26 protein-coding genes are annotated in these 25,443 nt (G+C 64.2%); 7 read left to right on the plus strand and 19 right to left on the minus strand.

All coding sequences use genetic code 11. From position 1 onward, the window contains the following. Window positions 1–243: 243 nt before the first annotated feature. Entirely contained in the window at window positions 244–642 is a 399-nt protein-coding gene (locus ABIB91_RS32875; protein ID WP_354170816.1) for a MerR family DNA-binding protein, read from the minus strand. An 84-nt stretch (window positions 643–726) separates the two neighbouring features. Between ABIB91_RS32875 and ABIB91_RS32880 the strand changes: the two genes are divergently transcribed. Continuing rightward, window positions 727–1,179 (plus strand): hypothetical protein, encoded by a 453-nt coding sequence (locus tag ABIB91_RS32880; RefSeq protein WP_354170814.1) that lies wholly within the window; start codon window positions 727–729, stop codon window positions 1,177–1,179. After that, the gene (locus ABIB91_RS32885; RefSeq protein ID WP_354170812.1) at window positions 1,179–1,394 is read left to right on the plus strand and encodes a hypothetical protein; all 216 of its coding nucleotides are present in this window, start codon (window positions 1,179–1,181) and stop codon (window positions 1,392–1,394) included. The genes ABIB91_RS32880 and ABIB91_RS32885 overlap by 1 nt, the downstream gene beginning before the upstream one ends. A gap of 25 nt (window positions 1,395–1,419) precedes the next feature. Here the strand turns inward: ABIB91_RS32885 and ABIB91_RS32890 are convergent, their stop codons facing one another. Beyond that, window positions 1,420–1,998, minus strand: a complete 579-nt coding sequence (locus tag ABIB91_RS32890; protein WP_354170810.1) for a hypothetical protein — start codon at window positions 1,996–1,998, stop codon at window positions 1,420–1,422. 168 nt (window positions 1,999–2,166) lie between these two features. Between ABIB91_RS32890 and ABIB91_RS32895 the strand changes: the two genes are divergently transcribed. Beyond that, window positions 2,167–2,340, plus strand: coding sequence for a hypothetical protein (locus ABIB91_RS32895; protein ID WP_354170808.1), 174 nt, complete (start codon window positions 2,167–2,169; stop codon window positions 2,338–2,340). 175 nt (window positions 2,341–2,515) lie between these two features. Here the strand turns inward: ABIB91_RS32895 and ABIB91_RS32900 are convergent, their stop codons facing one another. From ABIB91_RS32900 to ABIB91_RS32910, 3 genes are all read right to left on the minus strand, one after another. Continuing rightward, on the minus strand, window positions 2,516–2,728 hold the full coding sequence (locus tag ABIB91_RS32900; RefSeq protein WP_007590639.1) for a hypothetical protein: 213 nt from the start codon (window positions 2,726–2,728) through the stop codon (window positions 2,516–2,518). A 148-nt stretch (window positions 2,729–2,876) separates the two neighbouring features. After that, window positions 2,877–3,053: a hypothetical protein gene (locus ABIB91_RS32905; RefSeq protein ID WP_007590638.1), complete on the minus strand. Its 177-nt coding sequence runs from the start codon at window positions 3,051–3,053 to the stop codon at window positions 2,877–2,879. 104 nt (window positions 3,054–3,157) lie between these two features. Next, entirely contained in the window at window positions 3,158–4,894 is a 1,737-nt protein-coding gene (locus ABIB91_RS32910; protein ID WP_354170805.1) for an adenylate/guanylate cyclase domain-containing protein, read from the minus strand. A 325-nt stretch (window positions 4,895–5,219) separates the two neighbouring features. Between ABIB91_RS32910 and ABIB91_RS32915 the strand changes: the two genes are divergently transcribed. After that, window positions 5,220–7,409 carry a lytic transglycosylase domain-containing protein gene (locus tag ABIB91_RS32915; protein WP_354170803.1) on the plus strand — a complete coding sequence of 730 codons (2,190 nt, stop codon included), beginning with the start codon at window positions 5,220–5,222 and terminating at the stop codon, window positions 7,407–7,409. Window positions 7,410–7,857: 448 nt separating this feature from the next. Here the strand turns inward: ABIB91_RS32915 and ABIB91_RS32920 are convergent, their stop codons facing one another. Further along, window positions 7,858–8,046: a hypothetical protein gene (locus ABIB91_RS32920; RefSeq protein ID WP_007590634.1), complete on the minus strand. Its 189-nt coding sequence runs from the start codon at window positions 8,044–8,046 to the stop codon at window positions 7,858–7,860. A 729-nt stretch (window positions 8,047–8,775) separates the two neighbouring features. On the opposite strand from ABIB91_RS32920, the gene ABIB91_RS32925 reads away from it, so the two are divergent. The 3 genes from ABIB91_RS32925 (at window position 8,776) to ABIB91_RS32935 (ending at window position 12,351) form a co-directional block, all read left to right on the plus strand. Then, window positions 8,776–11,211 carry a PAS domain S-box protein gene (locus ABIB91_RS32925; RefSeq protein WP_354170801.1) on the plus strand — a complete coding sequence of 812 codons (2,436 nt, stop codon included), beginning with the start codon at window positions 8,776–8,778 and terminating at the stop codon, window positions 11,209–11,211. Continuing rightward, on the plus strand, window positions 11,208–11,879 hold the full coding sequence (locus tag ABIB91_RS32930; RefSeq protein WP_007590631.1) for a response regulator transcription factor: 672 nt from the start codon (window positions 11,208–11,210) through the stop codon (window positions 11,877–11,879). Before ABIB91_RS32925 ends, ABIB91_RS32930 begins: the two co-directional genes overlap by 4 nt. An 85-nt stretch (window positions 11,880–11,964) precedes the next feature. Continuing rightward, window positions 11,965–12,351 (plus strand): response regulator transcription factor, encoded by a 387-nt coding sequence (locus tag ABIB91_RS32935; protein ID WP_354170798.1) that lies wholly within the window; start codon window positions 11,965–11,967, stop codon window positions 12,349–12,351. 32 nt (window positions 12,352–12,383) lie between these two features. On the opposite strand, the gene ABIB91_RS32940 is transcribed toward ABIB91_RS32935, so the two are convergent. From ABIB91_RS32940 to ABIB91_RS33000, 13 genes are all read right to left on the minus strand, one after another. Next, window positions 12,384–13,352: a tripartite tricarboxylate transporter substrate binding protein BugD gene (locus ABIB91_RS32940; RefSeq protein WP_354170796.1), complete on the minus strand. Its 969-nt coding sequence runs from the start codon at window positions 13,350–13,352 to the stop codon at window positions 12,384–12,386. An 87-nt stretch (window positions 13,353–13,439) separates the two neighbouring features. Next, window positions 13,440–14,681 (minus strand): threonine synthase, encoded by a 1,242-nt coding sequence (locus ABIB91_RS32945; RefSeq protein ID WP_354170794.1) that lies wholly within the window; start codon window positions 14,679–14,681, stop codon window positions 13,440–13,442. A 130-nt stretch (window positions 14,682–14,811) separates the two neighbouring features. Continuing rightward, entirely contained in the window at window positions 14,812–16,230 is a 1,419-nt protein-coding gene (gene lpdA, locus ABIB91_RS32950) for a dihydrolipoyl dehydrogenase (protein ID WP_007590627.1), read from the minus strand. Between the two features lie 17 nt (window positions 16,231–16,247). Then, a complete protein-coding gene (locus tag ABIB91_RS32955; RefSeq protein WP_007590626.1) occupies window positions 16,248–16,475 on the minus strand; it encodes a hypothetical protein in 228 nt (75 codons plus the stop codon). 20 nt (window positions 16,476–16,495) lie between these two features. Then, the gene (locus tag ABIB91_RS32960) at window positions 16,496–17,839 is read right to left on the minus strand and encodes a pyruvate dehydrogenase complex dihydrolipoamide acetyltransferase (protein ID WP_354170791.1); all 1,344 of its coding nucleotides are present in this window, start codon (window positions 17,837–17,839) and stop codon (window positions 16,496–16,498) included. 61 nt (window positions 17,840–17,900) lie between these two features. Then, window positions 17,901–18,353 (minus strand): nucleoside deaminase, encoded by a 453-nt coding sequence (locus ABIB91_RS32965; protein ID WP_354170789.1) that lies wholly within the window; start codon window positions 18,351–18,353, stop codon window positions 17,901–17,903. Window positions 18,354–18,355: 2 nt separating this feature from the next. After that, window positions 18,356–18,658, minus strand: a complete 303-nt coding sequence (locus ABIB91_RS32970) for a DUF5076 domain-containing protein (protein WP_007590623.1) — start codon at window positions 18,656–18,658, stop codon at window positions 18,356–18,358. Window positions 18,659–18,661: 3 nt separating this feature from the next. Further along, window positions 18,662–20,044 carry a pyruvate dehydrogenase complex E1 component subunit beta gene (locus ABIB91_RS32975; RefSeq protein WP_354170787.1) on the minus strand — a complete coding sequence of 461 codons (1,383 nt, stop codon included), beginning with the start codon at window positions 20,042–20,044 and terminating at the stop codon, window positions 18,662–18,664. A gap of 29 nt (window positions 20,045–20,073) precedes the next feature. Next, window positions 20,074–21,096: a pyruvate dehydrogenase (acetyl-transferring) E1 component subunit alpha gene (gene pdhA, locus ABIB91_RS32980; RefSeq protein WP_007590620.1), complete on the minus strand. Its 1,023-nt coding sequence runs from the start codon at window positions 21,094–21,096 to the stop codon at window positions 20,074–20,076. Between the two features lie 267 nt (window positions 21,097–21,363). Beyond that, window positions 21,364–22,881, minus strand: a complete 1,518-nt coding sequence (adh, locus tag ABIB91_RS32985) for an aldehyde dehydrogenase (RefSeq protein ID WP_354170784.1) — start codon at window positions 22,879–22,881, stop codon at window positions 21,364–21,366. A gap of 294 nt (window positions 22,882–23,175) precedes the next feature. After that, window positions 23,176–24,138 carry a helix-turn-helix domain-containing protein gene (locus tag ABIB91_RS32990; protein WP_354170782.1) on the minus strand — a complete coding sequence of 321 codons (963 nt, stop codon included), beginning with the start codon at window positions 24,136–24,138 and terminating at the stop codon, window positions 23,176–23,178. Between the two features lie 167 nt (window positions 24,139–24,305). Continuing rightward, window positions 24,306–24,623, minus strand: coding sequence for an FtsB family cell division protein (locus tag ABIB91_RS32995; protein ID WP_007590617.1), 318 nt, complete (start codon window positions 24,621–24,623; stop codon window positions 24,306–24,308). 236 nt (window positions 24,624–24,859) lie between these two features. After that, entirely contained in the window at window positions 24,860–25,411 is a 552-nt protein-coding gene (locus ABIB91_RS33000) for an NADPH-dependent FMN reductase (protein ID WP_007590616.1), read from the minus strand. Window positions 25,412–25,443: the final 32 nt, after the last annotated feature.

Genomic DNA, 25,443 nt, shown 5'->3' on the forward strand with positions numbered 1-25,443 from the left:
CCCGCACCTCTCATGCCGACGCTGCCGCGTCCACCGCAAGCCCGGCTCGCAATCAAGACGACAACGAGATCGCCCCTCAAGGATGAGCCGGGATGACCGACACATACGCCGTTTCCGAATTTCGGTAAAGTGGAATATTTTAGACACACCGTCTTGACACGAGCATGTCAAGAAATGGTCGGGTGTTTTGCCCGACGGGTCACGGCGACTGCATCGTGAAAGTCAGATCAAGGCGACCCGGGATCACGCGGCCCCGCATCCGGGCTGCAGGATCACGCAATCCGGCGCGGCGCTGCCGCAGCACGTCGTCTCGCAACCGCTGACCAGCGCGGCCACGGTCGCTTCCAGTGCCCGCAGCTCCGCAATTTTCTTCCTGATCGATCCGAGATGCTTCTCCGCAAATGTCTTCGTATCGCTACAGGGCAAGCGCCGCTGAACCGATGCGAGGATGTCGCGCGTCTCGTCGATGGAGAAGTCCAGTTCGCGGCAGTGCCGGATGAGACTGAGTGCCTTGAAAGCCTCTCCGCCGTAGACGCGCTGGCCGCCCTGGCGCGCTGACGGCGTCAGAAGACCGATGCTCTCGCAATAGCGGATGGTGGGAACCGAAACGCCGGCCGCCTTGGCGAGGACGCCAATTCTCATGGAGCTCTCACTTTTCGCTTGAACCTCAAGTGGCTTGAGGGCGTAGCGATCCGGTCCGTGGCGCACAAGTATGAGGAGAATCACATGAGCGTTATAGGACCGTCCTGCAACCTTCCGTCCGAGACGTCGCCAGGATGCGGCTGCGCGGCCAAGATCGAACCAGGGACCGAACCAGGAGGCGGCAAGGCCGCCGGCACGGCGGTCGCGGCCGCGGTTGTCGCTGTAGCCTGCACGGCGTGCTGTGTGCTTCCCTTTACCCTGCCCGCTGTCGTGCTCGCCAGTGCAGGCAGCCTGATCGCCGTGTTCGACCATGCGCACGGGCTGATGACGATACTGTCCATCGCCGTCGTGATCTGCGCCTGGGGCTGGATCGTCTGGCGATCGCGGACGCGCGGCTTGAAAATCCGATCGTCCGTGCTGGCTGCAATGTGCGCCGCGACCGTTCTGACCGCGACGGCCGCGCTGTGGCCAGTGATGGGGCCCGCTGTCTTCCAGGCCCTCGGTGTCGCCAAGAAGCCGAAGCCTCCGGCCGGCTGATGGACGCAATCACGATCTTCGGACTGCTGTCGGTCAGTGCGATGCTGTTGTTCTACGCGCTCGAGCCGCGCGGACCGCATTTTGTGCTGGCCTTCGCGGCAGCCTGCGCGCTCAGCGCGGTCTATGGCTTTTTCCAGGGGACCTGGCCGTTTGGGTTTGTCGAGACGGTCTGGACAGCGGTCGCCTTACGGCGCTGGGTCCGGTCATCGCCATGACCGGACCTTAAAGCCTTGGAGGCGCCTACGCGTTCCGCGTCGCACGGCCGAACGGATCGACCAGGCGGACGATCTCACAGGCGGCAACGAGGCCGGCGAGCCAGACGGCGCTGGTCAGCCCGATGCGCGCAACGATGGCGGCGGTGAAGGCGCCCTCGCCGCCGAGGACCGGCGTCGCGGCAAGCAGCGCGAACTCGTAGACCGCGTAGGCGGCAGCGAACGCAATCGCCAGCATCAGCGGCGTGCGGCCTCGTGGCAGCCTACGGAGGACCGTCGATGCGGCTGCGGTCGATAGCAGCGCAGCCGCGCCGATGACGAAGCCCCAGGCGATGGTGCTGGTGTCGATCGGATAGTGCAGCACGCCGAAACCGATGGTCTGGTTGACCAGCCAGGCGCCGGTGACGACGAGCAGCGCCGGACGCAGCGGCAGCATCGCGGCGGCGACAACCGCGAAAGCGGCAAATGGCGTGGCGCAGGCGAATGCAAAGCTTGCCAGCGCGCATGACACCGTCAGCAGCGCGAAGCCGAACAGCGGCGCAAGCCGCGGCGCAACCGGGTACAGACGGAAACGGTCGCCGTGAGAGGGCAGGATCTGACGGGGCATGGATGAACTCCTGCCGGCGATCCTAGCACATTGCATTGGTTGGATCGCCTCCCGCGACAGTTCCAACTGCCCCATCGGAGGTCGTGAGAGATGGTAACGCGCCCTCTTGTCCTAGAACGGGCCGGCTACGCTCGCCCTCTTGCGCGCTGGGCTTGAGCCCAGGCCGCGGTGACGTCGCGCGGCGGGACGTCGACGCGCCGGATCGGCGTCAACTCGCCGGAGGCGGAGATGATCGCGGTCTCCTCGCGGCGGCAACGCGGGCACACGAAGCGGACCTCGTTCGGCGAAGCCGACAAGCTCGAACGTTTTACATTGGCGGCCATCGGCCAGGCTGCGCAGTGAGAGCATGACACCAGGAACCGACCGGGATCGAGCATACCCATTCCAAAGGACTCCGCGTCCTGCCATCCCTTCAATGATTAATCCATGTGAATCGTTCCGGTGCCGAGACACCGCCAAGGACACCGTCAAGGAACCGTCAAGACACCGTCGGCCCCGAACCAGGAGGCGGAGCGGCTCAATGGGCGCCCTTGAGCGTGCACGACGTGGTGCAGGTGACCGTGTTGCCGTGGTCGCACGCCTTGCAGGCGGCAACGCATTGGGTCATGTCGCGGGGATTGAAGGAGCTGTAGTTCCGCATCGCGCAGACTGGGGTCGAGCCGGTGATGTCCTGCTCCTGGTTGCAGGCTGCCGTCATGAGTCCAAACATGATGACCGCGAGGAGGCGCATGGGATCGCCCTGTGAGGCACGACAAAACAATCTCGCGAGGCGCGCTGCACCGCAGCGAGCCTCGGCATTTCCACAGCGGAAATCGCCGCAGGCGTCCCCGCTTCTGCATTGAGGATGCGCGCCAAGTGTTAAGAACGGATTGCCGGCGTCAGGCCGCAGCCTTGCTCGCGATGGCCTGCCGCATGTCCACGGCCAATTGGCGGTACTGCTCCGATAGCTTCAGATAAAACTCGCGCTTGGTGCTGTCGGTGGCCAGCCTGGCGATCAGCTCGCATTCGGCGGTGAGCGTCTCGAACCGTTCGAGCCTGTTCTCAAGTTCTGTCATCGGCGTGTCCCCGTCAAACGCCTCAAGGACATCAAACCTAAGCCCGGGAAATAGGTCACAGCGAACATCGTTATCGAGTAGAATCAATTTTTCCGCGCGGCCGGCTATTTCTGCTCCAACCGCCATGCGCCGTCCCAACCCTCGCCCGGCGGATTGGCCTCGAATTGCGCAATGCGGGCAAGCAGTGCGCGCGAGGGGCCGTCGCCGGGGACGGCTTCAAGTGCCGCGTTGAAGGCGGCACGGGCCTCGTCGAAGCGGCGGGCGCGATAGGCCGCGAGGCCTTCGGCGTAGTGCGAACGCAGACTCTCATGCGCGGCAGTCAGCGCGCCTGCCCGGCCCATCACCTCGAAAATCGTTTGCGGCACGCTTTGGCCGGCGACCGCAAGACGATCGACCTCGCGCAATTCGAGCTGTGAGCCGATCGCATCCGCCGTCGCCTGCGAGATCAGGATGCGGGTGCCATAGGTCTTGTTGACGGCTTCCAAGCGCGAGGCGAGGTTCACGGCATCGCCCATCACGGTGAAGCTCATCATCAACTCGGAGCCGATGCTGCCGGTCAAAACCTCGCCGGTGGCGATGCCGATGCGCAGATCGCACGGCACCGGCATGGCGCGGATGCCGAGGAGATCCGGGAGCTGCTTCTGGAGCGCGGGCACCTGGTCGGCCATGTCGAGCGCGGCGAAGCAGGCAAGCTGAGCCTGCTCCTCCTCCTCGATGAAGGGCGGCCCCCAATAGGACATGATGGCATCGCCGATGTATTTGTCGATGATGCCTCGGTTGCTCCTGATCGGACCGGACATGACGGTGAAATAGTGGTTCATCACCCTGACGAGACCGCGCGGGGTCATGCCCTCGCTCATCGAGGTGAAGCCGCTCATATCGCAGAACATGATGGTCATGACCCGGCGCTGGCCGTCGATGGCGACCTCCGGCCGGTCTATCAGGCCCTGAACCACCTTGGGATCGATATAGCGGCCGAAAGTCTCGCGGATGCGCTCGTTCTGGCGCAACTGCTCGACCATGCGGTTGAAGGCGGCAGCGAGCTCTCCGATCTCGTCCTGGGTCGAGACGCTGATAGTCTTGTCGAAATGGCCTGCCTCGACCTCGCGGGTGCCGGCCAGCAGCAGCCGGACCGGTCGCGTGATCCCGGTGGAGACCATGATCGCAAAGGCAAGTCCGACGATCGCCGCGAGGATGGTCACGATGCCCGAGACGATGATCGCCTGGCGCTGATGGCGGATGACCTGGGCGGTGCTCACGAACACCTGCGAGAGCATGTCGGCTCGGATCGCGTCGATCCGCTGGGTGAAGAGGTCGCGTAGCGCCTCCACATGGACGAGCACGTCGCGCGCGCCCGCAAAGTCCTTGTCATCGAGCAGCCGGAGCAGCTTGGCGTCCTCCTCGTCGAGTTCGCGGCGAAGCTCCTTGACTGCATTCTCGATGCGCGTCTCGATGCGGGCGAGTGCCGCGTTGTCCGACGGTGTGCTCTCATCGTTGATGATCGCGTTGATCAGCTTTCGCGCGGCTTCGGCCTCCTGCTCGACCTGGGCGTCCGTTTCCCTGAAGATCTTCAGCCGCGCCGCAAAGCCCTCCTCGTCCGGCGGCGTTTGCATTTTGGCGATCACCATGCGCCGCATCGCCAGCGCCCGCTCCAACGAACGCACATTGGACCGCGCCAGGTGGCCGTAAGCCGGAATATACCGGGCGGTCAGCTCATCCAGAAGATGGCCGACGCGGCTCGACATCACCATCGACAGGATCGCGGTGACGACCATCAGGATGATGAGGCCGAGCGCAATCCCGACGATCTTGCGCCGGATCGACTGGTTGAAAATCGGCATGGGCGCGGGACAATGGGCTGAAGGGGAAAGGCCTTGGAACCAATACAACGGATTTGCCGCCGGGAATACTCGCAATTTGGCCGCTTGTGGCGTCCTGAACCGCCGCAACCGTCGCGCGAGCCTTGTTCGTTAATGAAGGTTAAAGAAAACCCGCTCGACCCTCCGTTGCACAAGTTCCCTCGCTCCATCCGTATTTCGCCGCATTGTTGGAACAGCTTCAAGATGCGAAACGACGTCGTGTCACCATTTTTGACGCCGTTTTGATTCTCGAGCCGCATCTCGTCGCGGACTTTGGTTTGTACTGGTTTCGCAGGGGGACCACGGAATGAACCAGTGCCTACGCTCGCTCGCGTGTGTCGTTGCCGTGGCCGCTTTGGCCTTCATCCCTACCGAGCTGGCAGCGAAGAGCAGTCAGAAATCGTCCGCGCCGAAGAAGACGCATGAGGCGAAAGCCGGCAAGCAGCGCCACGCCTCCGCCAGCAAGGCGCGGCACGGCAAACGTGCCGAGGCCAAACGCAACTCGAAGAAGCAGGACGACGCGCCCTCGGACAATCCGGCAGCCCCGCCACTGACTGGCGATCTCGCCGCGCTGAAGGATGCCATCGATCTCGCGCGGAAGGGCAAGACCGAGGACGCGAGCGCGGCGCGCGACCGCATTGCTGACCCGGCGGGGCAGAAGCTCGCCGACTGGTTCATGCTGCGCCATTCCGAAAGCACGGCCAATTTCAAGCGCTACGCCGCCTTCCTCGCCGCCAATCCGGACTGGCCGAGCAGCGCGCTGCTCCGCCGCCGCGCCGAGGCGCGGCTGTGGCAGGAGAAGGCCGACGCGGCGACCGTGCACAAATTCACGATGGACCGGCCGACCAGCGCCAAGGGCAAGTTCGCACTCGCCCGCGTGCTGATGACCGAGGGCGACAGCGACCGGGCCGAGCGTCTGGTGCGCGATGCCTGGCGCACGGACGAATTGTCCGAACGCAGCGAGGAAGATTCCTACGAAGCGTTTCGCGATCTCCTGACCACCGAGGATCATCGTGCCCGCATGGACAAGCGCCTCGGCGCCAAGGACTACGCAGGTGCGCGGCGCGCAGCCAAGCGGCTCGGCGAGGATGCGCTCGCGATCGTCAAGGCCTGCGCCGCCGTCACCGGCAAGGCCAGCAAGGCCAAGGATTACCTCGAGGACGTCTCGGCCGAGGCGCGCCGCGACCTCGGCTATGTGCTGTGCCGCGCGCAATGGCATCTCCAGAATGACCGCATCGACGACGCGGCCGAGGTGATCCTGGCCGCCGCGCCCGATACGATGGCGGCGCAAGACACCGACGCCTGGTGGCGCGAGCGCCGCCTGCTCGCGCGAAAGCTGCTCGACCAGGGCAAGTTCAAAACCGCCTACGACGTGGTGCGCTCGGCGGCCGTGCCCGCGATGGAAGTCTATCGCGTCGACTATCACTTCATGTGCGGGTGGATCGCGCTGCGCTATCTCGATGATCCCAAGGCGGCGATGACGCATTTCGCCGCGATCGACGAAGGCTCGGCCAACCCGATCGCGCTGTCGCGCGCGCATTATTGGCGCGGTCGCGCGGCGGAGGCGATGAACGCAACCGCCGATGCGCGCCTGAGCTATCAGGCCGCGGCGCGCTATCCGACCGCCTATTACGGCCAGCTCGCCCGCGCCAGGCTCGGCCTCGACCGCATCGAACTGCGCGCGCCCTCGCCCGTGCTGGCAGCAGTCGACACGCCGCCCGCGGACGAGCGCGTGCGCGCCGCCGACATGCTCTACGGCGTCGGTGAGCGCGACATGGTGTTTTACTACGCCGAGGATTTCGCCAAGGAGAGCACCGACGTGGCGGCGCTCGAAGCCCTCGGCGAGCTCGCCGGCCGGCGCAACGATGCGCGCGTGATGCTGGAGGTCGGCAAGTCGGCGCTGGCGCGCGGGCTCGCACTCGATCACTACGCCTTCCCGACCATCGGCATCCCTGAACATAAGCAGGTCGCGCCCGCGATCGACCCCAGCGTGATCTATTCGGTGGCGCGCACCGAAAGCTCGTTCGACCAGCGCGACAAATCGGCCGCCAACGCAGTCGGGTTGATGCAGGTGACGCCGGAAGCGGGCCGCGACACCGCAAAGCGCTTCGGCCTGACCTATGACTGGGACAAGATGGTCTCCGATCCCGTCTACAACACGCAGATGGGCGCGGCCGAGCTCAGCGCGCTGATGTCGGAATACCGCGGCAATCAGATCATGACCTTCGCTGGCTATAATGCCGGCCGGGGCCGCGTGCGCGAATGGGTGCAGGCGCGCGGCGACCCCAGGGATCCCAAGGTCGATCCGGTCGACTGGGTCGAGCGCATCCCGCTGTCGGAGACGCGCAACTACGTCCAGCGCGTGATCGAGAACGTGCTGGTCTATCGTGCGAGGTTTGAGGCCAGCAGCGTCGTCGCGGCGAAGTCCGAGCAGCGCGTTACGACGCCGAACGTGGGCGCGATGCCGACGGCATCGGCCGCAGCCGCCGCGCCCTAGCTTCGCGACGCCGGGGCTGGACGCGGCGTGAAGCTGGATGCGGTGACTGCGACCGACCTCTCTGCGCGGGTCCGCATCGTTCGGCGAGCCGTCACCTCCTTCCGTGGTCAGAGGGTTCGTACGCGCGCAGAAATGCTTCCGTCAGCGAGCGCGAGAGCGCACCCGTCTGCAGTATCCAGTTCCAGCTCGACACCGTGATCGCTTCGAGCGAACTGCGGTAAGGCCAGAGCATTTCCACCGTCGTCTGCTGATATCGACGGTAGCAATCATAGTCGCAGTACCGCCGCTCAGCGGGCACATGGCGGACGTAACTCGCGCCCAACGGTTGCGCGCACGCGCTGCAGGTACCGCCGTGGCGAGGCCCTTCCTGATTGACGAGCATGAATCTCATAGCGATGCCCTCTCACCCGGACGGCAAATCCACCGCCCGTTTCGCTCTCCTATCCGCTCAAGACGCCGCTCGTGTGCGTCCTTCGATCAGCGGCGCAGCTTCGCCATGAAGCGCGTAACACTCGTAGCCGCAGTAGGGCAGCAGCGTCTTCGCATCGCGCAGATAGCCGCCGCTGATCTCCTCGCAGCACCACAGGCAGAACGTTTTGCGGAAAGGGGTCCTGCCGTTCACCAATATGAACCTCATGTGGCACCTCCGAGCGCAAAGCAGTAGACCGTGTCGACGGATCCGGTGACTGGTGCTTACGCCGCCTGAGACCGAAACAGCCATCGGCGATCGCGTTCGCGGCGCGCCCTGAAGCGATCGAGACATTTCCGGGAGCAAAGCGGCGCTCGCCAGGAATAATACCGGATCAGGCCGAACTTCCCGCTGCAGACGGCGCAGCTTTTTGCCGCGGAAGGGCGCTCGGAGTGTTCGGGCTTATCGCACATGATCTCTCCTCCTGGCCTCTGATGGGCGCCTCTGACGGTCGAGGATCCCCACGGGCGCTGATGCACAATCATCACGTTCGTCAACGAAATGCGGCTTCTCAATCGTGACCAGCCAGATCATCGGCAAGTCGGACGCCGGCGGAGGCGAAGCTCGCCTCTTGAGCGCACGACGCCGCGCTACTCGACGGTTCGTGCTTCGCGATCGACTTCACTGGATTGCCGGTGAGACTAGTCCGCATGCGACGGGCCGCTCAATTGTACGGAGGTAAATGCAGCGTATGACTAGGGTTGCGCGACCTATACATAGGTTTGTCCGGTAATTTTCCGGAGTTTCGTCTACCCGCAACGAGACGGCGCAACGGCGGCAAGCTGCACGGAGCCCGCGAATTCTCGACTCGGAATCCTGCTTTGGTCGGAGGGAATTGCCCCTCCTGTCGCAAAGTGCTCTACTCGCCCTGCCCCCAAGCGGGCCGGGACGCCTGCGATGATGCCTGGCCAGATCGCAAAATTAGGGAATTCGGCCGCGCAATTCCTGCTCGGCGGCCTTGCGGCGCTTCGATCTCTCGGCAATGCAGCGAAACACGGACCTGCGGCTGGAGAGGGCCGGCGGCAGGACAATGCCGACCTGCGCGACGCCGTGAAGCAATGGCGACAAGTGTTCGAGCACAATCCGGTCATGTATTTCATGGTCGATCCGGCCGGAACGGTGCTCAACGTGAATACGTTTGGCGCCGCGCAACTGGGCTACAGCGTGGCCGAACTGACCGGCCAATCTGTGCTGAACGTCTTTTTCGAAGAGGACCGCGATTTCGTTCGTCGCTGTGTCGGGCTGTGCCTGGAAACCGTGGATCAGTCGCACACCTGGGAGATTCGCAAGATCCGGAAGGACGGCTCGGTTCTCTGGGTCCGTGAGAACGCCAAGGCCATGCGGCGCGGCGACGGCACGCCGATCGTGCTGGTCGCCTGCGAAAACATCACCCAGCGCAAGGAGGCGGAGGATGCGCTGCGCCAGAGCGAGGCCTACCTTGCCCAAGCGCAGGAGTTGAGCCGCACCGGCAGCTTCGGCCTGAGCCTGGCAACCCGCGAGGCCGTCTGGTCCAGGGAGACCTTTCGCATCTTCCAACGTGACCCGCAGGTCAAACCGACGCTCGATTTTGTTTTCCAGCGCATCCATCCGGAAGATCGCAATGCGGTCAGCAAGACCCTTGATCGGGCCTTCCGTGACGTCGGCGATTTCGACCATGAATATCGTCTGCTGATGCCCGATGGATCCATCAAATATCTCCATTCCGTGGCACGCGCGGTGAGACATGGATCCGGCCACATCGAGTTTGTCGGAGCGGTCACTGACGTCACTACGGCAAAGGAAACCGAACAGCGACTGCGTCGCAGCGAAGCCTATCTAACCGAAGCCCAGCGCCTCAGCCATACGAGCAGCTGGGCCTGGGACGTGCGCCGTCAGGAATTCGCTTACCGATCGGCCGAACTCTATCGCCTGTTCGGATTTAACCCGGACCAGATTGATCTGTCGGCGCAGGCCTTCCAACAACGGATCCTCGCCGAAGACTTTAAGCGGATCGTCGATGTGGAACGTCAGGCAATCCGGCAAAAGCAGCCTTTCGAAGTTGATTTTCGGATTGTGCGTCCGGACGGTTCGGTACGACACGTCCATACGGAGGGGCATCCCGTCGTCGGCGGGGACGGCGATGTGACGGAGATCATCGGCACCCACGTCGATGTCACCGAGCAGTTTGCCGCAAGACAAGCGCTGCAAAACGCCTTTGACGAGCTCAAGCTGTCCGAGCAGCGATTTCGCGACTATGCCGAAACCGCCTCGGACTGGTTTTGGGAGAGCGGGCCGGACCACCGTATCACACGGATTTCGGAACATGCCGACACGGCCGGTCCCGTGCCCACGGGCGTGATCGGCCTCGCCCGTTGGGACATTCCGCCCGATGCCGAGCTCGAGCCCGAGAAGTGGGAGCGGCATCGCGCGACACTCGATGCCCACCTTCCGTTTCGCGACCTGGTCTACCGAAGCAAGGATCGCAACGGATCTCCGATCTACGTGCGCACCAGCGGCAAGCCCTTGCACGACGCGAACGGCAACTTTCTCGGCTATCGTGGCGTCAGCAGCGACGTGACGGCGGCGATCCGCGCCGAGCAGGCCGAAGAAGCACTGCGCAAGGCGCAAGCCGAGCTTGCTCACGTTACGCGTGTCACGATGCTCGGCGAACTCACGGCCTCGATCGCCCATGAGATCAATCAGCCTTTGGCCGCCGTGATCTCCAATGCGGATGCCTGCATCGGATGGCTCGACCGCGAACCGGCCGACCTGAATGCCGCGCGCCGTTCCGTGGAATGGATCGTCGAGGACGCTAATCGCGCCAGCGAGGTGATCCGCCGGATCAGAGCGCTTGCGAAGAAGACCGAGATCGAGATGGCTCCGGTCGACATGAACCAGCTCGTCAGGGAGACGGTGGCGCTCGTCCGCCGCGAGCTTGCCACCCATGCCGTGTCGATGCGAATGGAGCTGGCGTCCGCTCTACCCAGGGTTTGCGGCGACCGGATCCAGCTCCAGCAGGTGCTGATCAACCTGGTCATGAACGGGATTGAAGCCATGCACGCCAATGTGGAACGCCCGCGCGAACTTGCGATCCGCTCCAGCCAGGTGAGCGAGCACGGCGAAGGCCGCATGCTCCTGACCGTGACCGATCGCGGTGTCGGCCTCGGCAACGGCGCGACCGAGCGCATCTTCACACCTTTCTTCACGACAAAGCCGAGCGGCCTGGGGATGGGACTGTCGATCTGCCGATCGATCATCGAGGCTCATGCGGGCCGGCTCTCGGCCTTTCCCAATGACGGAAGCGGAGCAACATTCCAGATTGCCCTGCCCTTGCCGATCGAGGACACGTCGTGACCGACATTCCCAAGGCGGCGACGGTGCAGACGAGCTCCGACGATCCGATCGTCTTGATCGTCGACGACGATCCATCGATGCGCCGTGCGCTCACCAACCTCTTTCAATCCGTCGGCCTCAAGGTCCAGGCTTTCGGCTCCGCGGCGGAGATCATGGAAGCCAAGCCACCGGCGGTCCCCAGCTGCCTTGTGCTCGACATCCGCCTGCCGGGCTCAAGCGGCTTTGACCTGCAGTCGGACCTCGCGAAGGCGAACATTCACACGCCCATTATCTTCATCACCGGTCATGGTGATATTCCGATGACCGTCAGGGCCATGAAAAGCGGCGCCATCGATTTTTTGACCAAGCCGGTGCGCGACCAGGACATGCTGGATGCGGTTCGGGCCGCGATCGAACGGGATCGCAAGCGACGCAATGCCGAGGAGTCGGTCGCGGGAGTGCGGTCCCGCTTCGAGGGTTTGAGCGCGCGCCAGCGCGACATCCTCACTCTGGTGGCATCCGGCCTGATGAACAAGCAGGTCGCGGCCGAGCTTGGATTGGCCGAGATTACCGTCAAGATCTATCGTGGGCAGATCATGCGGAAAATGGGCGCCAAGTCGTTGGCCGATCTCGTCAGAATGGTGGAGGCGCTCGGAATCTCACGCCCGGGCGGAAAGGTGCAAACCTAAGTATGCTTTTCAAGCTCGCTCCAAGGGCTCACTTTCGCCAAGTGCGGCACCGTGATCGGCGGCTCCCCGATCAGGAGCGATCATCTTGTCAATCCCCTTGGCCATTTCCGTCATTGACGATGATCGATCAGTCCGCCTTGCGACCAATAATCTGCTGACGTCGCGGGGATACACGGTCAACATCTTTCGCTCCGCTGACGAATTTCTTCAATCGGCCGAACTGAAGACGACGTCCTGCGTGATCGCGGATGTGCAGATGTCGTTGATGGGCGGCCTTGAGCTCTTGACGCACATGCGCAGCCTCGGCCACCACACGCCCTTCATCTTCATGACGGCTTTTCCCGACGATGCCGTGCGCGACCGCGCGCTGAAAGCGGGCGCTATCTGCTTTCTCGCGAAGCCGTTCTCCACGCCCGCTCTGCTTGAATGTCTGCGGATGGCCCTGCCCAGCCCCGATCAAACCGAGACGTGATACGCCGGCGCCGAGCCCTGGCGACACGGCGCTCACTCCACCTTGATGTTCGCCGCCTTGATGATTGGCCACCACTTCGCGATCTCCGCCTTCTGGCGCGCGCCGAGGGCTTCGGGCGTGAGCTGATCCTGCGGTGTCATCTCCAACCCCTGGCTTTCGAGCTGCTTCTTCACGCCGGGATCGTTCAGCGCTTCCACGGCTGCGGCATTGAGTTTGGTGACGATCGCCTTCGGCGTGCCCTTGGGCACCCACATGCCGGACCAGAGCGTCATGTTGAAACCCTTCAGGCCCGCCTCCTCCGCCGTCGGGACGTCGGGCGCCGACGCGAGGCGTTTGTCATCGGTGACGGCATAGGCGCGGATGGTGCCGGCGCGGACCTGGTTGATGGAGTTCGAGGTCTGGTCGACGATGACGTCGATCTGGCCAGCGATGAGATCGTTCAGGGCGGGCGCGGTGCCGCGATACGGCACGTATTGCAGCTTGATGCCGCTGACGCTCTCGAAATAGACCCCGGCGATGTGGCTGCCCGAGCCGGCGCCGGCGGTGCCGGCGGTCGGCGGCGAAGGCCGCGACTTCAGCCAGTCCAGCAGCTCCTTCAGCGAGGTCGCGGGCACCGCGTTCTTGCTGACGACGATCATCGGATTGCTCGGCAGCAGCACCACCGGCTCGAGGTCCGCGACCAGGTCGTAATTGAGCTTGTAGACGGCGCCGTTGGCAACGTGGGTGCCGAGATGGCCGAACGAGATCGTGTAGCCGTCGGGGGCCGAATGCACGGCACGGCCGACGCCGATCGAGCCGCCCGCGCCAGTGACGTTCTCGATCACCAGCGGCTGGCCGAGCGCCGTTCGCATCCGCTCGGCAAGCACTCGTGCCATCGCATCCGACGGACCGCCGGCGGCGAAGGGCACGATGATCGTGATCGGACGCGAGGGATAGTCATCGGCGCGCGCGGCGCCTGCAACAGCGAGAATAGCAACCAGCGCAGCCCAGGCGGCCTTCATTGTTGTCTCCCCAGCAATGCCATTGTTGTTTTTGTCTCTTCCCGCGTACGGGAAGAGGGATCGTTCGTGAAGAGCCGAAATGCCGCGCTAGAACTGCGAATAGTCGATCGGCTTGTGGCGATCGAGCGTGCGGTTGACCGGCGGCAGCGGGTATTTCAGGCCGGTGGCGCAGTTGAACAGCATCACGCGGTCACCCTTCGAGACGCGGCCGTCGGCGAGGCTGTCCTTGTAGGCGGCGTAGGTCGCAGCACCTTCGGGGCAGAGCAACAGCCCCTCCTCGCGCGCGACCTCGTTCAGCGCGGCAGAGATCTTGTCGTCGTCGACTGCAATGGCAAAGCCCTTGCTCTCGCGCACCGCGCGCAAAATGAGAAAGTCGCCGATCGCCTGCGGCACGCGAATGCCTGACGCGATGGTGTGAGCGTCCTCCCAGCGCGTCGCATGCTCGGTGCCGGCCTCATAGGCGCGCACCATCGGCGCGCAGCCGGAGGCCTGCACCGCGACCATGCGCGGGCGCTTGCTGCCGATGAAGCCGATCTTCTCGAGCTCGTCGAAGGCCTTCCACATGCCGATCAGGCCGGTGCCGCCGCCGGTGGGATAGAAGATCACGTCGGGCACGTCCCAGCCGAGCTGCTCGGCGAGTTCAAGTCCCATCGTCTTCTTGCCTTCGATCCGGTACGGCTCCTTCAAGGTCGAGGTGTCGAACCAGCCAACTTTCGCCTTGCCCTCGCCGACGATCTTGCCGCAATCGTCGATATAGCCGTTGACGCGGTAGACGGTCGCGCCCTGAAGCTCGATCTCGCTGACGTTCACCTCAGGCGTATCGGCCGGGCAGAAGATCGTGGTCTTGATGCCACAGGAGGTCGCATAAGCCGCGAGCGCCGCGCCGGCATTGCCGTTGGTCGGCATCGCCATGTGCTTGATGCCGAGCGCCTTGCCCATCGACACCGCCATCACGAGGCCGCGCGCCTTGAACGAGCCGGTCGGCAGCCGCCCCTCGTCCTTGACGATGATCTCGCCGCCGCCGAGCTTCTTGCCGAGTTTGGGCAACCGGATCAGCGGCGTGGTGACTTCGCCGAGCGAGACGATGTCCTTGCATTTACGCACGGGCAGCAGCTCGCGGTAGCGCCACATGTCGGCGGGGCGGTGGCTAAGCGCCTCCTTGGTCAGCGCATTCTTCACACCGGCGAGGTCGTAGCGCACCAAAAGGGGCTTGCCGGCCTTGGAGAGGTTGTGGACCTGATCGGCAGCATAATGATCGCCTTCCATCGCGCATTCGAGATGGGTGACGAAGGTCGGGCGTTCGATGGTGAGATTGTCGTTGTCTTGCATGGGGTGATTTCCTTCTTGTTTTGCAGGCCCTACTGCTCGTCATTGCGAGCGTAGCGAAGCAATCCAGACTGCCGCTGCGGAAAGATTCTGGATTGCTTCGCTGCGCTCGCAATGACGGCGGCAGTGGTCGTCAAAGATTCAGCACCCGTCCATACGCATCCAGCACGGCTTCCTTCATCATCTCCGACAGCGTCGGATGCGGGAACACGGTGTGCATCAGCTCTTCTTCCGTGGTCTCCAGGTTCATGGCGACGACGTAGCCCTGGATCAGCTCGGTGACCTCCGCGCCGACCATATGGGCGCCGAGCAGCTGACCGGTCTTCTTGTCGAAGATGACCTTGACCATGCCCTGGTCCTCGCCGAGCGCGATCGCCTTGCCGTTGCCGACAAAGGGAAAGCGGCCGACGCGGATCTCGCGGCCGTTCTCCTTGGCCTTGGCTTCGGTGAGGCCGACCGAGGCGACCTGCGGGTTGCAATAGGTGCAGCCGGGGATCATCAGCTTGTCCATCGGATGCGGATGCAGGCCCTTGATGGCTTCGACGCAGATCACGCCCTCATGCTCGGCCTTGTGGGCCAGCATCGGGGGACCCGCGACGTCACCGATGGCATAGATGCCGGGAACGTTGGTCTTGCCGTAGCCGTCGATCACGATGCAGCCGCGCTCGGTTTTGACGCCGAGCTTTTCGAGGCCGAGATACTCGATATTGCCGACCACGCCGACGGCAGAGATCACGCGCTCGAACTCGGCGGTCTGCTTCGCCTTGCCGTCGTCGAGCGTCGCGACCACGCTGTCGCTCTTCTTTTCGAGCTTCGTCACACCCGTGTTGGTGAGGATCTTGATGCCCTGCTTCTCGAGGCGCTTGCGGGCAAGTCCGGCAATCTCCGCGTCCTCGACCGGCAGGATCTGCGGCAGCACCTCGACCACCGTGACATCCGACCCCATCGTCTTGAAGAACGATGCGAACTCGATCCCGATCGCACCCGAGCCCATCACCAGCAGCGATTTCGGCATCCGCTCCGGCACCATCGCTTCAAAGTAGGTCCAGATCAGCTTCTTGTCGGGCTCGAGTCCCGGCAGCACCCGCGGCCGCGCTCCGGTCGCGACGATGATGTGCTTGGCCTGATAAGCCCCCTCGCCGAGCGCGCCCTTGGGCCCCTCGACGTCGGACTTCTTTACCGTCACCTTGCCGGGCGCGTCGATCGAAGCCGCGCCCCAGATCACGCTCACCTTGTTCTTCTTCATGAGGAAGCCGACGCCGTCGTTCAGCCGCTTCGAGACGCCGCGCGAGCGCTGCACCACGGCCTTCGGATCGAACGAGACGTTATCGGCCGACAGGCCGTAATCCTTGGCGTGCTGCATGTAGTGGTAGATCTCGGCGGAGCGCAGCAGCGCTTTGGTCGGGATGCAGCCCCAGTTCAGGCAGATGCCGCCGAGATAGGATTTCTCGACAATCGCGACCTTGAAGCCGAGCTGGGCGGCCCGGATCGCGGTGACATAGCCGCCGGGACCGGAGCCGATGATGATGATGTCGAAGGATGTATCGGCCATGGCGGCTCCCGTTCAACTCAAGAGGTGCCGCGGGCGCGGCGCCTGGAAATCAAAACCCTGACCAGCCATTCGAGCAGGATCGCGCCGGCCATGATAGCCAACGCGATCATAATGACCGCCTGGCCGATGCTCCGTGCCAGCTGCTCGCCGGCAAAGAACGCGGAATGCAGAATATCGAGCCCGACCGGATTGAGTGCAACCACAGCCGAGAGCAACAAGGAGATCCAGGGCCAACGCGTCCGCACTCACCCCGCGCCTCCCCGGATCACACCATCATCATCACAGGATTTTCGATCAGCTGCTTGAACGCGCCGATCAGCTCAGCGCCGAGCGCGCCGTCGATGGCGCGGTGATCGCACGACAATGTCACGCTCATCATGTTCGCGATCTCGATCTTGCCGCCGCGGACCACAGGCCGCTCCTCGCTGGTGCCGACCGCGAGGATGGTCGCATGCGGCGGGTTGATCACGGCGGTGAAGTGGCTGATGCCGAACATGCCGAGGTTCGAGACGGCCGTCGTGCCGCCCTGGTATTCTTCGGGCTTCAGCTTGCGCGAGCGGGCGCGGGTCGCAAAATCTTTCATCTCGTTGGAGATGGTCGACAGCGTCTTGGTCTCGGCCTTGCGGATGATCGGCGTGATCAGGCCGCCGGGCATCGCCACCGCGACGCCGACATCGGAATGATGGTGCTTGACCATGCCGCTTTCGGTCCAGCTCACATTGCAATTCGGGATCTTCTGCAGCGCCACCGCCATCGCCTTGATGACGAAGTCGTTGACCGAGATCTTGTAGAGCGGCTTCTTCTCCTTGTCCTTGGGAGCAGCCGCATTGATCTCCTCGCGCGCGGCGAGCAGCTTGCCGATGTCGCAGTCGATGGTGAGATAGAAGTGCGGGACGTTCTGGATCGACGCGGTCAGACGCTGCGCGATCGTGCGGCGCATGCCGTCATGCGGCACGACGTCGTAGGAGCCGGGTTCGAACAGCGACAGGATCTGCTTGTCCGACATGGTCGGCGCGGTCGAGGGCGCGCCTGACGGCGCCGCCACCGGTGCCTTCAGGCCCTTGCCGGACTTGGCCTGCTCGACGTCGCGTGCCACCACGCGGCCGTGCGGGCCGGTGCCGGTCACCATCGCAACATCGACGCCAGCTTCCTTGGCGAGCCGGCGCGCCAGCGGCGAGGAGAACACGCGGCCGGCATGGCCGTTGCTCTGCGCAGCCGGTGCTGCGGCCTGCGGTGCAGGTGCGGCGGCGGGCGCTGGCGCGGCCTTGGGCGCGGCAGGCGCCGGCGCAGCAGCAGGAGCTTCAGCCGCTTTCGGAGGTGCGGCCGAAGCACTGGGCTTGGCGGCACCTGCCGCCTTCACGTCCTCACCCTCGCCGGCCAGCACCGCGATCACGTCGTTGACCGGGACGTCCTGCGTGCCCTCGGGCACGAGGATCTTGGCGATCGTGCCCTCGTCGATGGCTTCGACCTCCATGGTCGCCTTGTCGGTCTCGATCTCGGCGATGACGTCGCCGGATTTGACCTTGTCGCCTTCCTTCTTCAGCCACTTGGCGAGGTTGCCCTTCTCCATCGTCGGCGAAAGAGCGGGCATCAGGATGTTGATGGGCATGCTGACCTCAAGAAGAACTTTGCAAAAATCCGCCTCCGGACCGGAGACGAACAGACCAGGTTTAGTTGCCGATGTCGCCCTGCCAGAGGCGCTCATTGGCAGGGATGGAACGCCAGTTCTTCATCATGGTGATGGAGCGGTCGTCCGCAAGGTCGATCCACGGGATGCCGAACTTGTCGAGAATGTCCTTGGAGCCCTCGAAGGTGACGGACTCTCCGATCACCACGAGCTTGACCTTGAACAGCGCGAGCGCACCGGCACACATCGCGCATGGCGACAGCGTGGTGTACATGACGGTATCGTGGAACGAAATCGCACCCGCCTCGCGCAGGCAACTCATCTCGCCGTGCAGGATCGGATTGTTCTCCTGCACGCGGTTGTTGTGGCCGCGGGCAATGACCTTGCTGTCGCGGGTCAGCACGGCGCCGATCGGCAGGCCGCCTTGCGCGATCGAGGCTTCCGCCTCGCGGATCGCCTCCAGCATGAAATCGAAATGATAGGATTCGATCGCCACGGTCAGTGCCCCTTCCCGCGCGGCGTCGTGGTGCCGGTGTCGGTGGGACGCTCGATCTCGGCCTGGAACATCTCGATGATCCGGTTCAGCGCGTCCTCCTCGGTGTATTCGCTCTCGCGCGCATAGGCGCGCGCGGCGTGACGGGCGAGATCGACGAGCAGCAGGCCCCACATGTCGGGTTCGTCGAAAGCCCGCTGGAATGCCATCGACAGCCCGCCGTCCAGCACGAACACGCGCAGGATCTCGACCGCATCATCGCGGACAAGGACGTCGGGTGGTAGTGGCTGCTCCTTCGGACCCGCCATGGTCTACCTGTAGCAGACGGCTTTGGCGGCCTCGACCACTTCGGCAGCCGAAGGCAGCGCGAGCTTTTCCAGGTTCGCGGCATAGGGCATCGGCACGTCCTTGCCGGAGACGCGGGCTACAGGCGCATCCAGATAGTCGAAGGCATGCTCCATGATCCGCGCGGCGATCTCGGCGCCGACACCGCTCTGGGCCCAGCCCTCTTCCACCGTGACGGCACGTCCCGTCTTCTTGACCGAGTTGACGATCGTCTCGGTGTCCATCGGGCGCAGCGTGCGCAGATCGATCACTTCGGCCTCGATGCCGTCCTTGGCGAGTTCGTCGGCGGCCTTCAGCGCGTAGCTCATGCCGTTCGACCACGAGATGATCGTGACATGGCTGCCGGAGCGCACGATGCGCGCCTTGCCGATCGGAATCACGAAATCGTCGAGCTTCGGCACCTCGCCAGTGTGACCGTAGAGCATCTCGTTCTCGAGGAAGATCACCGGGTTGGGATCGCGGATCGCAGCCTTGAGCAGGCCCTTGTAATCAGCGGCCGAGAACGGCGCGACGACCTTGAGGCCCGGGACATTGGAATACCAGGACGAATAATCCTGGCTGTGCTGGGCGGCCACGCGGGAAGCGGCGCCGTTAGGCCCGCGGAACACGATCGAGCAGCCCATCTGGCCGCCGGACATATAAAGCGTCTTTGCCGCGGAGTTGATGATCTGGTCGATTGCCTGCATGGCAAAGTTGAAGGTCATGAACTCGACGATCGGCTTCAACCCGCTCATCGCGGCGCCGACCCCAATGCCGGCAAAGCCGTGCTCGGTGATCGGCGTGTCGATCACGCGCTTGGCGCCGAATTCCTGAAGCAGCCCTTGCGTCACCTTGTAGGCGCCTTGGTATTCGGCGACCTCTTCGCCCATCACGAAGACGTCGGCGTCGCGGCGCATCTCTTCGGCCATGGCATCGCGCAGGGCTTCACGGATGGTCTGCGTCACCATCTCGGTGCCGGCAGGCACTTCCGGGTCGGGCTCTGCGACGGCCTGCGGTGCCGGCGCAGCCTTGGGAGCTGGCGCTTCGGCTTTTGCAGCGGCGGGCGCTGCGGATTCGGCAGCCTTCTGCTGCGGAGCGGGCGCCTTGGCGAGATCGGCGGCACTCTCGCCATCGGCGAGAATCGTCGCAATCGGCGTGTTCACGGCAACGTCGGCTGTGCCCTCGGGGATCAGGATCTTGCCGAGCGTACCTTCATCGGTCGCCTCGACCTCCATGGTCGCCTTGTCTGTCTCGATCTCGGCGATGACGTCGCCGGACTTGATCGTCTCACCCTCTTTTTTCAGCCATTTGGAGAGGTTGCCCTTCTCCATCGTGGGCGACAACGCGGGCATCAGCACTTGAATTGGCATATCGACTCCAAGAGAAAGCTTGCGCGCGTTTAGCGGTAAATATCGGTCCAGAGCTCGGCGGCATCCGGCTCGGGATCATGCTGGGCGAAATCGGCGGACGCGTTGACGATGTCGCGCACCTCGGCGTCGATCGCCTTCAGATCCTGCTCGCTGACCTTGGCGGCCAATAGGCGGTTGCGCACCTGCTCGATCGGATCCTGGTCGTGGCGGACTTTCTCGACCTCCTCGCGCGTTCTGTACTTTGCGGGATCGGACATCGAGTGGCCGCGATAACGGTAGGTCTGCATCTCCAGGATGAAGGGTCCCTTGCCGGCGCGGCACCAGGCCGCAGCTTCGTCGCCGGCGGCCTTGACGGCACGGACGTCCATGCCGTCGACCTGCTGGCCGGGAATGTTGAAGGAGGCGCCGCGCTTGGAGAAATCCTGCTGCGCCGAGGCGCGCGAGACCGAAGTGCCCATGGCGTAGCGGTTGTTCTCGATGACGTAGATCACCGGCAGCTTCCAGAGCTCCGCCATGTTGAAGCTCTCATAGACCTGGCCCTGGTTGGCCGCACCGTCGCCGAAATAGGTGACGCTGACATTGTCGTTGTCGCGATAGTGATTGGCGAAAGCGAGCCCGGTGCCGAGCGAGACCTGGGCGCCGACGATGCCGTGGCCGCCGTAAAAGTGCTTCTCCTTGCTGAACATGTGCATGGAGCCGCCCTTGCCCTTGGAATAGCCGCCGCGACGGCCCGTGAGCTCGGCCATGACGCCGTTGGCCTCCATGCCGGTGGCGAGCATATGGCCGTGATCGCGATAGCCGGTGATGACCTGATCGCCCGGCTTCAGGGCCATCTGCATCCCGACCACCACGGCCTCCTGGCCGATATAAAGGTGGCAGAAGCCGCCGATCGCGCCCATGCCGTAGAGCTGGCCGGCCTTTTCCTCGAACCGCCGGATCAGGAGCATGTCGCGGAGCGCCTTGAGCTCCTGCTCTCTGGTGAATTCCGGGGGCGAACCGCCGTCGGTCTTGTCCTGTGCAGTGCTTGCGGCGGCTTTCTTGGGTGCGGCCATGGGAATTCCGGGTCAGAGAAAACTTCAGCCCTCTCTAACCCAAGTCAAACGCCCTTGGAAAGCACCGCGGCGGCATGGCACGACTTTCATTATGCCGCACTGCAACGTGATCGTAATATTGCAAAATCTTTGACGCGGATCGGGCAACAAATCGACACGGTCGCCGCACGCGCAGATTCGTGGCCGCGTCATGCAACCTTGAGCCAACGCGGTCCCGACATTTGGAACGGGCGGCGCAGAACAGCGCCGCCCTCTCCGCCCGCCCGATCAGAAGAAGCCGAGCTTCTTGGGGCTGTAGCTGACCAGCAGGTTCTTGGTCTGCTGGTAGTGATCGAGCATCATCTTGTGGGTCTCGCGCCCGACGCCCGACTGCTTGTAGCCGCCGAAGGCCGCATGCGCGGGGTAGGCATGGTAGCAGTTGGTCCAGACCCGGCCGGCCTGGATCGCCCGGCCGAAGCGATAGCAGCGGTTGGCGTCGCGGCTCCAGACGCCGGCCCCCAGGCCATAGGGCGTGTCGTTGGCGATCTCGAGCGCCTCTTCGTCGCTCTTGAAGGTCGTGACCGAAACGACGGGGCCGAAGATCTCCTCCTGGAAGACGCGCATCTTGTTGTGGCCCTCGAACACGGTCGGCTGGACGTAGAAGCCGCCGGCGAGATCGCCGCCGAGCTCGGCGCGTCCGCCGCCGGCCAGCACCTTTGCTCCCTCCTGCTTGCCGATGTCGATGTAGGAGAGGATTTTTGCGAGCTGCTCGCCCGACGCCTGCGCGCCGATCATGGTGTCGGCCGCGCGCGGGTCGCCCTGCTTGATCGCGGCGACGCGCTTCAGCCCCCGCTCCATGAAGCGGTCATAGATATCGGCATGGACCAGCGCCCGGCTCGGACAGGTGCAGACCTCGCCCTGGTTCAACGCGAACATGACGAACCCTTCGATCGCCTTGTCGAAGAAGTCGTCGTCTTCGGCCGTGACGTCGCTGAAGAAGATGTTGGGTGACTTGCCGCCGAGCTCGAGCGTGACGGGAATGAGGTTCTGGCTGGCATATTGCATGATCAGCCGGCCCGTCGTGGTCTCGCCGGTGAAGGCGATCTTGGCGATGCGCGGGCTGGACGCGAGCGGCTTGCCGGCTTCCAGACCAAAGCCGTTGACGATGTTGAGAACACCGGGCGGCAGAATGTCGCCGATGATCTCGGCCCAGACCATGATCGAGGCCGGGGTCTGCTCGGCCGGCTTGAGCACAACGCAATTGCCGGCGGCGAGCGCGGGCGCGAGCTTCCAGCAGGCCATCAGCAGTGGGAAGTTCCAGGGAATGATCTGGCCGACCACGCCGAGCGGTTCGTGGAAATGATAGGCGACGGTGTCGTGATCGATCTCGGAGAGACTGCCTTCCTGGGCGCGGATGGCGCCGGCGAAATAACGGAAGTGGTCGATCGCCAGCGGCAGGTCGGCGGCGCGGGTCTCGCGGATCGGCTTGCCGTTGTCCCAGGTCTCGGCGATGGCGAGACGCTCGAGATTGTCTTCCATGCGGTCGGCAATCCGGTTCAGCATCGCGGCGCGCTCGGCGACGCTGGTGCGGCCCCAGGCGGCCTTCGCGGCATGCGCAGCGTCGAGGGCTGCTTCGACGTCCTGCGCGTCGGAGCGCGCGATCTTGCAGACGATCTGGCCCGTCACCGGCGAGGCGTTGTCGAAATACTTGCCGGAGATCGGCGCGACGAATTTGCCGCCGATGAAATTGTCGTAGCGTTCGGCGAAGGGAATTTTGGTGACGCTGAGGAATTCTACCTTGTTCATTGATCACTCCCGATGTTTGCTGTTTGCGCAATTCGTCGCGTGGTCGCGACTTGCACCGACGATGTCGCGGGAGGCGTCTTCTGTCAGCCCTGATAGGAGCGATGGAGGAGCCGACCTGTCGCAGTTCTGCGACAGGTGACGAGGCTGCACGTCATGCCGCTGCACATGCTGACCTCATCCTGAGGAGCGCGCTCGTGCGCGCGTCTCGAAGGATGGCTGGAGGTGACAGCAGGGCCTCTTGTGGTTCGCGACGACCGCTTCGCGGTCTCCTCACCATGAATATCTACCAGCAGCTCAATGCGCGTTCAGCTCGAACCGCTTGAGTTTTCTGTGCAGCGTGGCGCGGCTGACGCCGAGGGCCTTGGCGGCCGCCGAGACATTGCCGCCGGCGCGGAGCAGAGCCCGCTGCAACACCGCGCGTTGACCGCCAGCAAGATGGTCGCGCGCGGTGTCGCCGCCGAGGAGATCGGCCGCAGGCACTGGTCGCAACGCCCGGCACGGCGCGAGCCCCAGTCCTGCCCGGGCAGTCCTGGTCGCGCCGATCACGAGATCGTCCGCATCGACCGCAACGAGGCCGCCGCACTGGCCGTCCGCAGCTTGCGTCAGTACGATGCGGGCATGGGCGAAGGCCCTGCGAAACAAATCGGCCTCGATACGCTTGGCCGCCTCACCGGCCGCGAGCGCGATCAGACTGGAAAACACGTCAGTGCGGTCGGCGCGGCAGGAGGAGACGTCGAGCACGCCCGCGAACGCAGCCTCATGGTCGTAGATCGGAACGGCAGTGCAGCTCAGAAGCGTGTTTCGGGTAAAGAAATGCTGGTCGCGGTCGATCGTCAGCGGTCGTTGCTCGACGAGGCAGGTACCGATGCCGTTGGTGCCCTCATGCTCCTCGCTCCAAAGCGCGCCGGTCCAGAGGCCCCAGGACTGAAATGTCGCATCGTCCGCCGGGGTGCCGCGGCGATCGACCGGCACGCCCTCGCCGTCGGCGAGAAGCACGCAGCAGCCGCTGGCGCCGACCGCCTGGTAGAGCCGGTCCATTGCACCTCGCGCAGCGGCGAGCAGCGGCGCGACGCGTTCGCGCGCGCGGTGCAGCTCGGCTTCACTCAGCCGGTTCGGTGAGCTGCGGCCGGCGGGATCGAGACGATGCAATCTGGACGAACGGCGCCACGAGGCCACGAGCGACGAGCGTGCCGCCTGGCCTGACGTAATGGCGGCCTCGACGCGGGCCGCGTGATGCCGGGGGGATTGCCCATTCATCACTGTTTCCTCCGAGTGGCAATCTAGAGCGTGCCGGCACGGCCCGGTTGATCTGCGTCAACCCTGGCCATGGCGCTGGGAGCCATGAGCCCTTTGCGGCGCTGCCGTCAAGGCGGCAGTCCGGTTCCAGGCTTCAACTTGGAAGCCTTCAACTTTAGGAAGAGTGGTTAGTTCGCCGGGATCGTCCGGACGAGATCGCGCGGATTGACGTAGTCGAGCTGGAAGCGCGCCCGCTCGTCCAGCATGTCGGGGTCGATCTTCGCGGAGCGCAGCAGCGAAACGCGCTGCTCGCTCCTGGCGCGCTCGCGCTTGAGCTGAGCCAGCTCGCTGGTCAGCGCCACGATCTCCTGGTCGAGCTCCTGACGGGCGTTGAGGCCGTATTTGCCGGTATAGGCGTTGACCCCGAAATAACCGACGATGGCGGCCGCCATCGCATAGAGGGCAAGACCGGTCAGGATCGATTTCAGGCGCGCGCGGGAGACCATCTTGGGAAGATGGGACAGGTTGGTTAAGGGCGTGCTAATTTCCGTCCGCTGGCCCCGCGCGCGACGCTAGCGGACCCTCATGGCGAGGAGGCGCAAAGCGCCGTCTCGCGGACGATGCTTCGCATCGCCGCGAGAACCATGAAGGCACGGCAGTTTCCCGGAGCCATCCTTCGAGACGAACGCTTCGCGTTCTCCTCAGGATGAGGGCCTATGCTGTGGCTGCGGGCGATTTGGCCTCAGCCGTGATGCTTCGCGACGTGCACCGCAAACGCGTCGATATAGGCCTGGAGCACGGGCTTCAGGGACTCCTTGGTCAGGTTGCCCTCAGCGTCGAACGCGTCGCCCACCCCGTTCAGATAGGCCTCCGGCTGCTGCATGATCGGGCCGGAAATGCCCGGCAGGATGTTCTGCAGCGTCTTGGCGGCGCTGACGCCGCCGAGCGGGCCCGGCGAGTTCGCGATGATGCCGACCGGCTTGCCGTTGAACGAGCTCTTGCCATAGGGCCGCGAGGCGACGTCGATGGCGTTCTTCAGCACGCCCGGGATCGCCCGATTGTATTCCGGCGTGACGAAGATGACGCCGTCCGACTTCTGGATCTTTTCGCGAAAAGACAGCCAGTCGGCCGGCGGCGCGCCCTCGAGGTCCTGATTGAAGAACGAGATGCCGGCCGGCGTGATGACCTCGAGCTTGAGCGAGGCCGGCGCGAGCTTGGCGAGCGCATGGGCGATCTTCAGCGAAAAGCTGTCCTTGCGCAGGCTGCCGGCGATCGTGACAATATTGTAGGCCATGGAGTGTCCTTGAAATCTTCAGCGGGAGTGCC

It is taken from the genome of Bradyrhizobium sp. JR4.3 (assembly GCF_040547695.1).
Classification (GTDB): Bacteria; Pseudomonadota; Alphaproteobacteria; order Rhizobiales; family Xanthobacteraceae; genus Bradyrhizobium; species Bradyrhizobium canariense.

Excerpts from the sequence above, each read along its gene's own strand:
- ABIB91_RS32880 (WP_354170814.1), top strand. The coding sequence starts at position 727 with ATGAGCGTTATAGGACCGTCCTGCAACCTTCCGTCCGAGACGTCGCCA.
- ABIB91_RS32910 (WP_354170805.1), bottom strand. The coding sequence starts at position 4,894 with ATGCCGATTTTCAACCAGTCGATCCGGCGCAAGATCGTCGGGATTGCG.
- ABIB91_RS32920 (WP_007590634.1), bottom strand. The coding sequence starts at position 8,046 with ATGAGGTTCATATTGGTGAACGGCAGGACCCCTTTCCGCAAAACGTTC.
- ABIB91_RS32945 (WP_354170794.1), bottom strand. The coding sequence starts at position 14,681 with ATGCAAGACAACGACAATCTCACCATCGAACGCCCGACCTTCGTCACC.
- lpdA (WP_007590627.1), bottom strand. The coding sequence starts at position 16,230 with ATGGCCGATACATCCTTCGACATCATCATCATCGGCTCCGGTCCCGGC.
- ABIB91_RS32990 (WP_354170782.1), bottom strand. The coding sequence starts at position 24,138 with ATGAATGGGCAATCCCCCCGGCATCACGCGGCCCGCGTCGAGGCCGCC.
- ABIB91_RS33000 (WP_007590616.1), bottom strand. The coding sequence starts at position 25,411 with ATGGCCTACAATATTGTCACGATCGCCGGCAGCCTGCGCAAGGACAGC.
- ABIB91_RS32940 (WP_354170796.1), bottom strand. The coding sequence starts at position 13,352 with ATGAAGGCCGCCTGGGCTGCGCTGGTTGCTATTCTCGCTGTTGCAGGC.
- ABIB91_RS32890 (WP_354170810.1), bottom strand. The coding sequence starts at position 1,998 with ATGCCCCGTCAGATCCTGCCCTCTCACGGCGACCGTTTCCGTCTGTAC.
- ABIB91_RS32915 (WP_354170803.1), top strand. The coding sequence starts at position 5,220 with ATGAACCAGTGCCTACGCTCGCTCGCGTGTGTCGTTGCCGTGGCCGCT.
- ABIB91_RS32900 (WP_007590639.1), bottom strand. The coding sequence starts at position 2,728 with ATGCGCCTCCTCGCGGTCATCATGTTTGGACTCATGACGGCAGCCTGC.
- ABIB91_RS32875 (WP_354170816.1), bottom strand. The coding sequence starts at position 642 with ATGAGAATTGGCGTCCTCGCCAAGGCGGCCGGCGTTTCGGTTCCCACC.
- ABIB91_RS32925 (WP_354170801.1), top strand. The coding sequence starts at position 8,776 with ATGATGCCTGGCCAGATCGCAAAATTAGGGAATTCGGCCGCGCAATTC.
- ABIB91_RS32960 (WP_354170791.1), bottom strand. The coding sequence starts at position 17,839 with ATGCCCATCAACATCCTGATGCCCGCTCTTTCGCCGACGATGGAGAAG.
- ABIB91_RS32995 (WP_007590617.1), bottom strand. The coding sequence starts at position 24,623 with ATGGTCTCCCGCGCGCGCCTGAAATCGATCCTGACCGGTCTTGCCCTC.
- ABIB91_RS32885 (WP_354170812.1), top strand. The coding sequence starts at position 1,179 with ATGGACGCAATCACGATCTTCGGACTGCTGTCGGTCAGTGCGATGCTG.
- adh (WP_354170784.1), bottom strand. The coding sequence starts at position 22,881 with ATGAACAAGGTAGAATTCCTCAGCGTCACCAAAATTCCCTTCGCCGAA.
- ABIB91_RS32905 (WP_007590638.1), bottom strand. The coding sequence starts at position 3,053 with ATGACAGAACTTGAGAACAGGCTCGAACGGTTCGAGACGCTCACCGCC.
- pdhA (WP_007590620.1), bottom strand. The coding sequence starts at position 21,096 with ATGGCCGCACCCAAGAAAGCCGCCGCAAGCACTGCACAGGACAAGACC.
- ABIB91_RS32970 (WP_007590623.1), bottom strand. The coding sequence starts at position 18,658 with ATGGCGGGTCCGAAGGAGCAGCCACTACCACCCGACGTCCTTGTCCGC.
- ABIB91_RS32975 (WP_354170787.1), bottom strand. The coding sequence starts at position 20,044 with ATGCCAATTCAAGTGCTGATGCCCGCGTTGTCGCCCACGATGGAGAAG.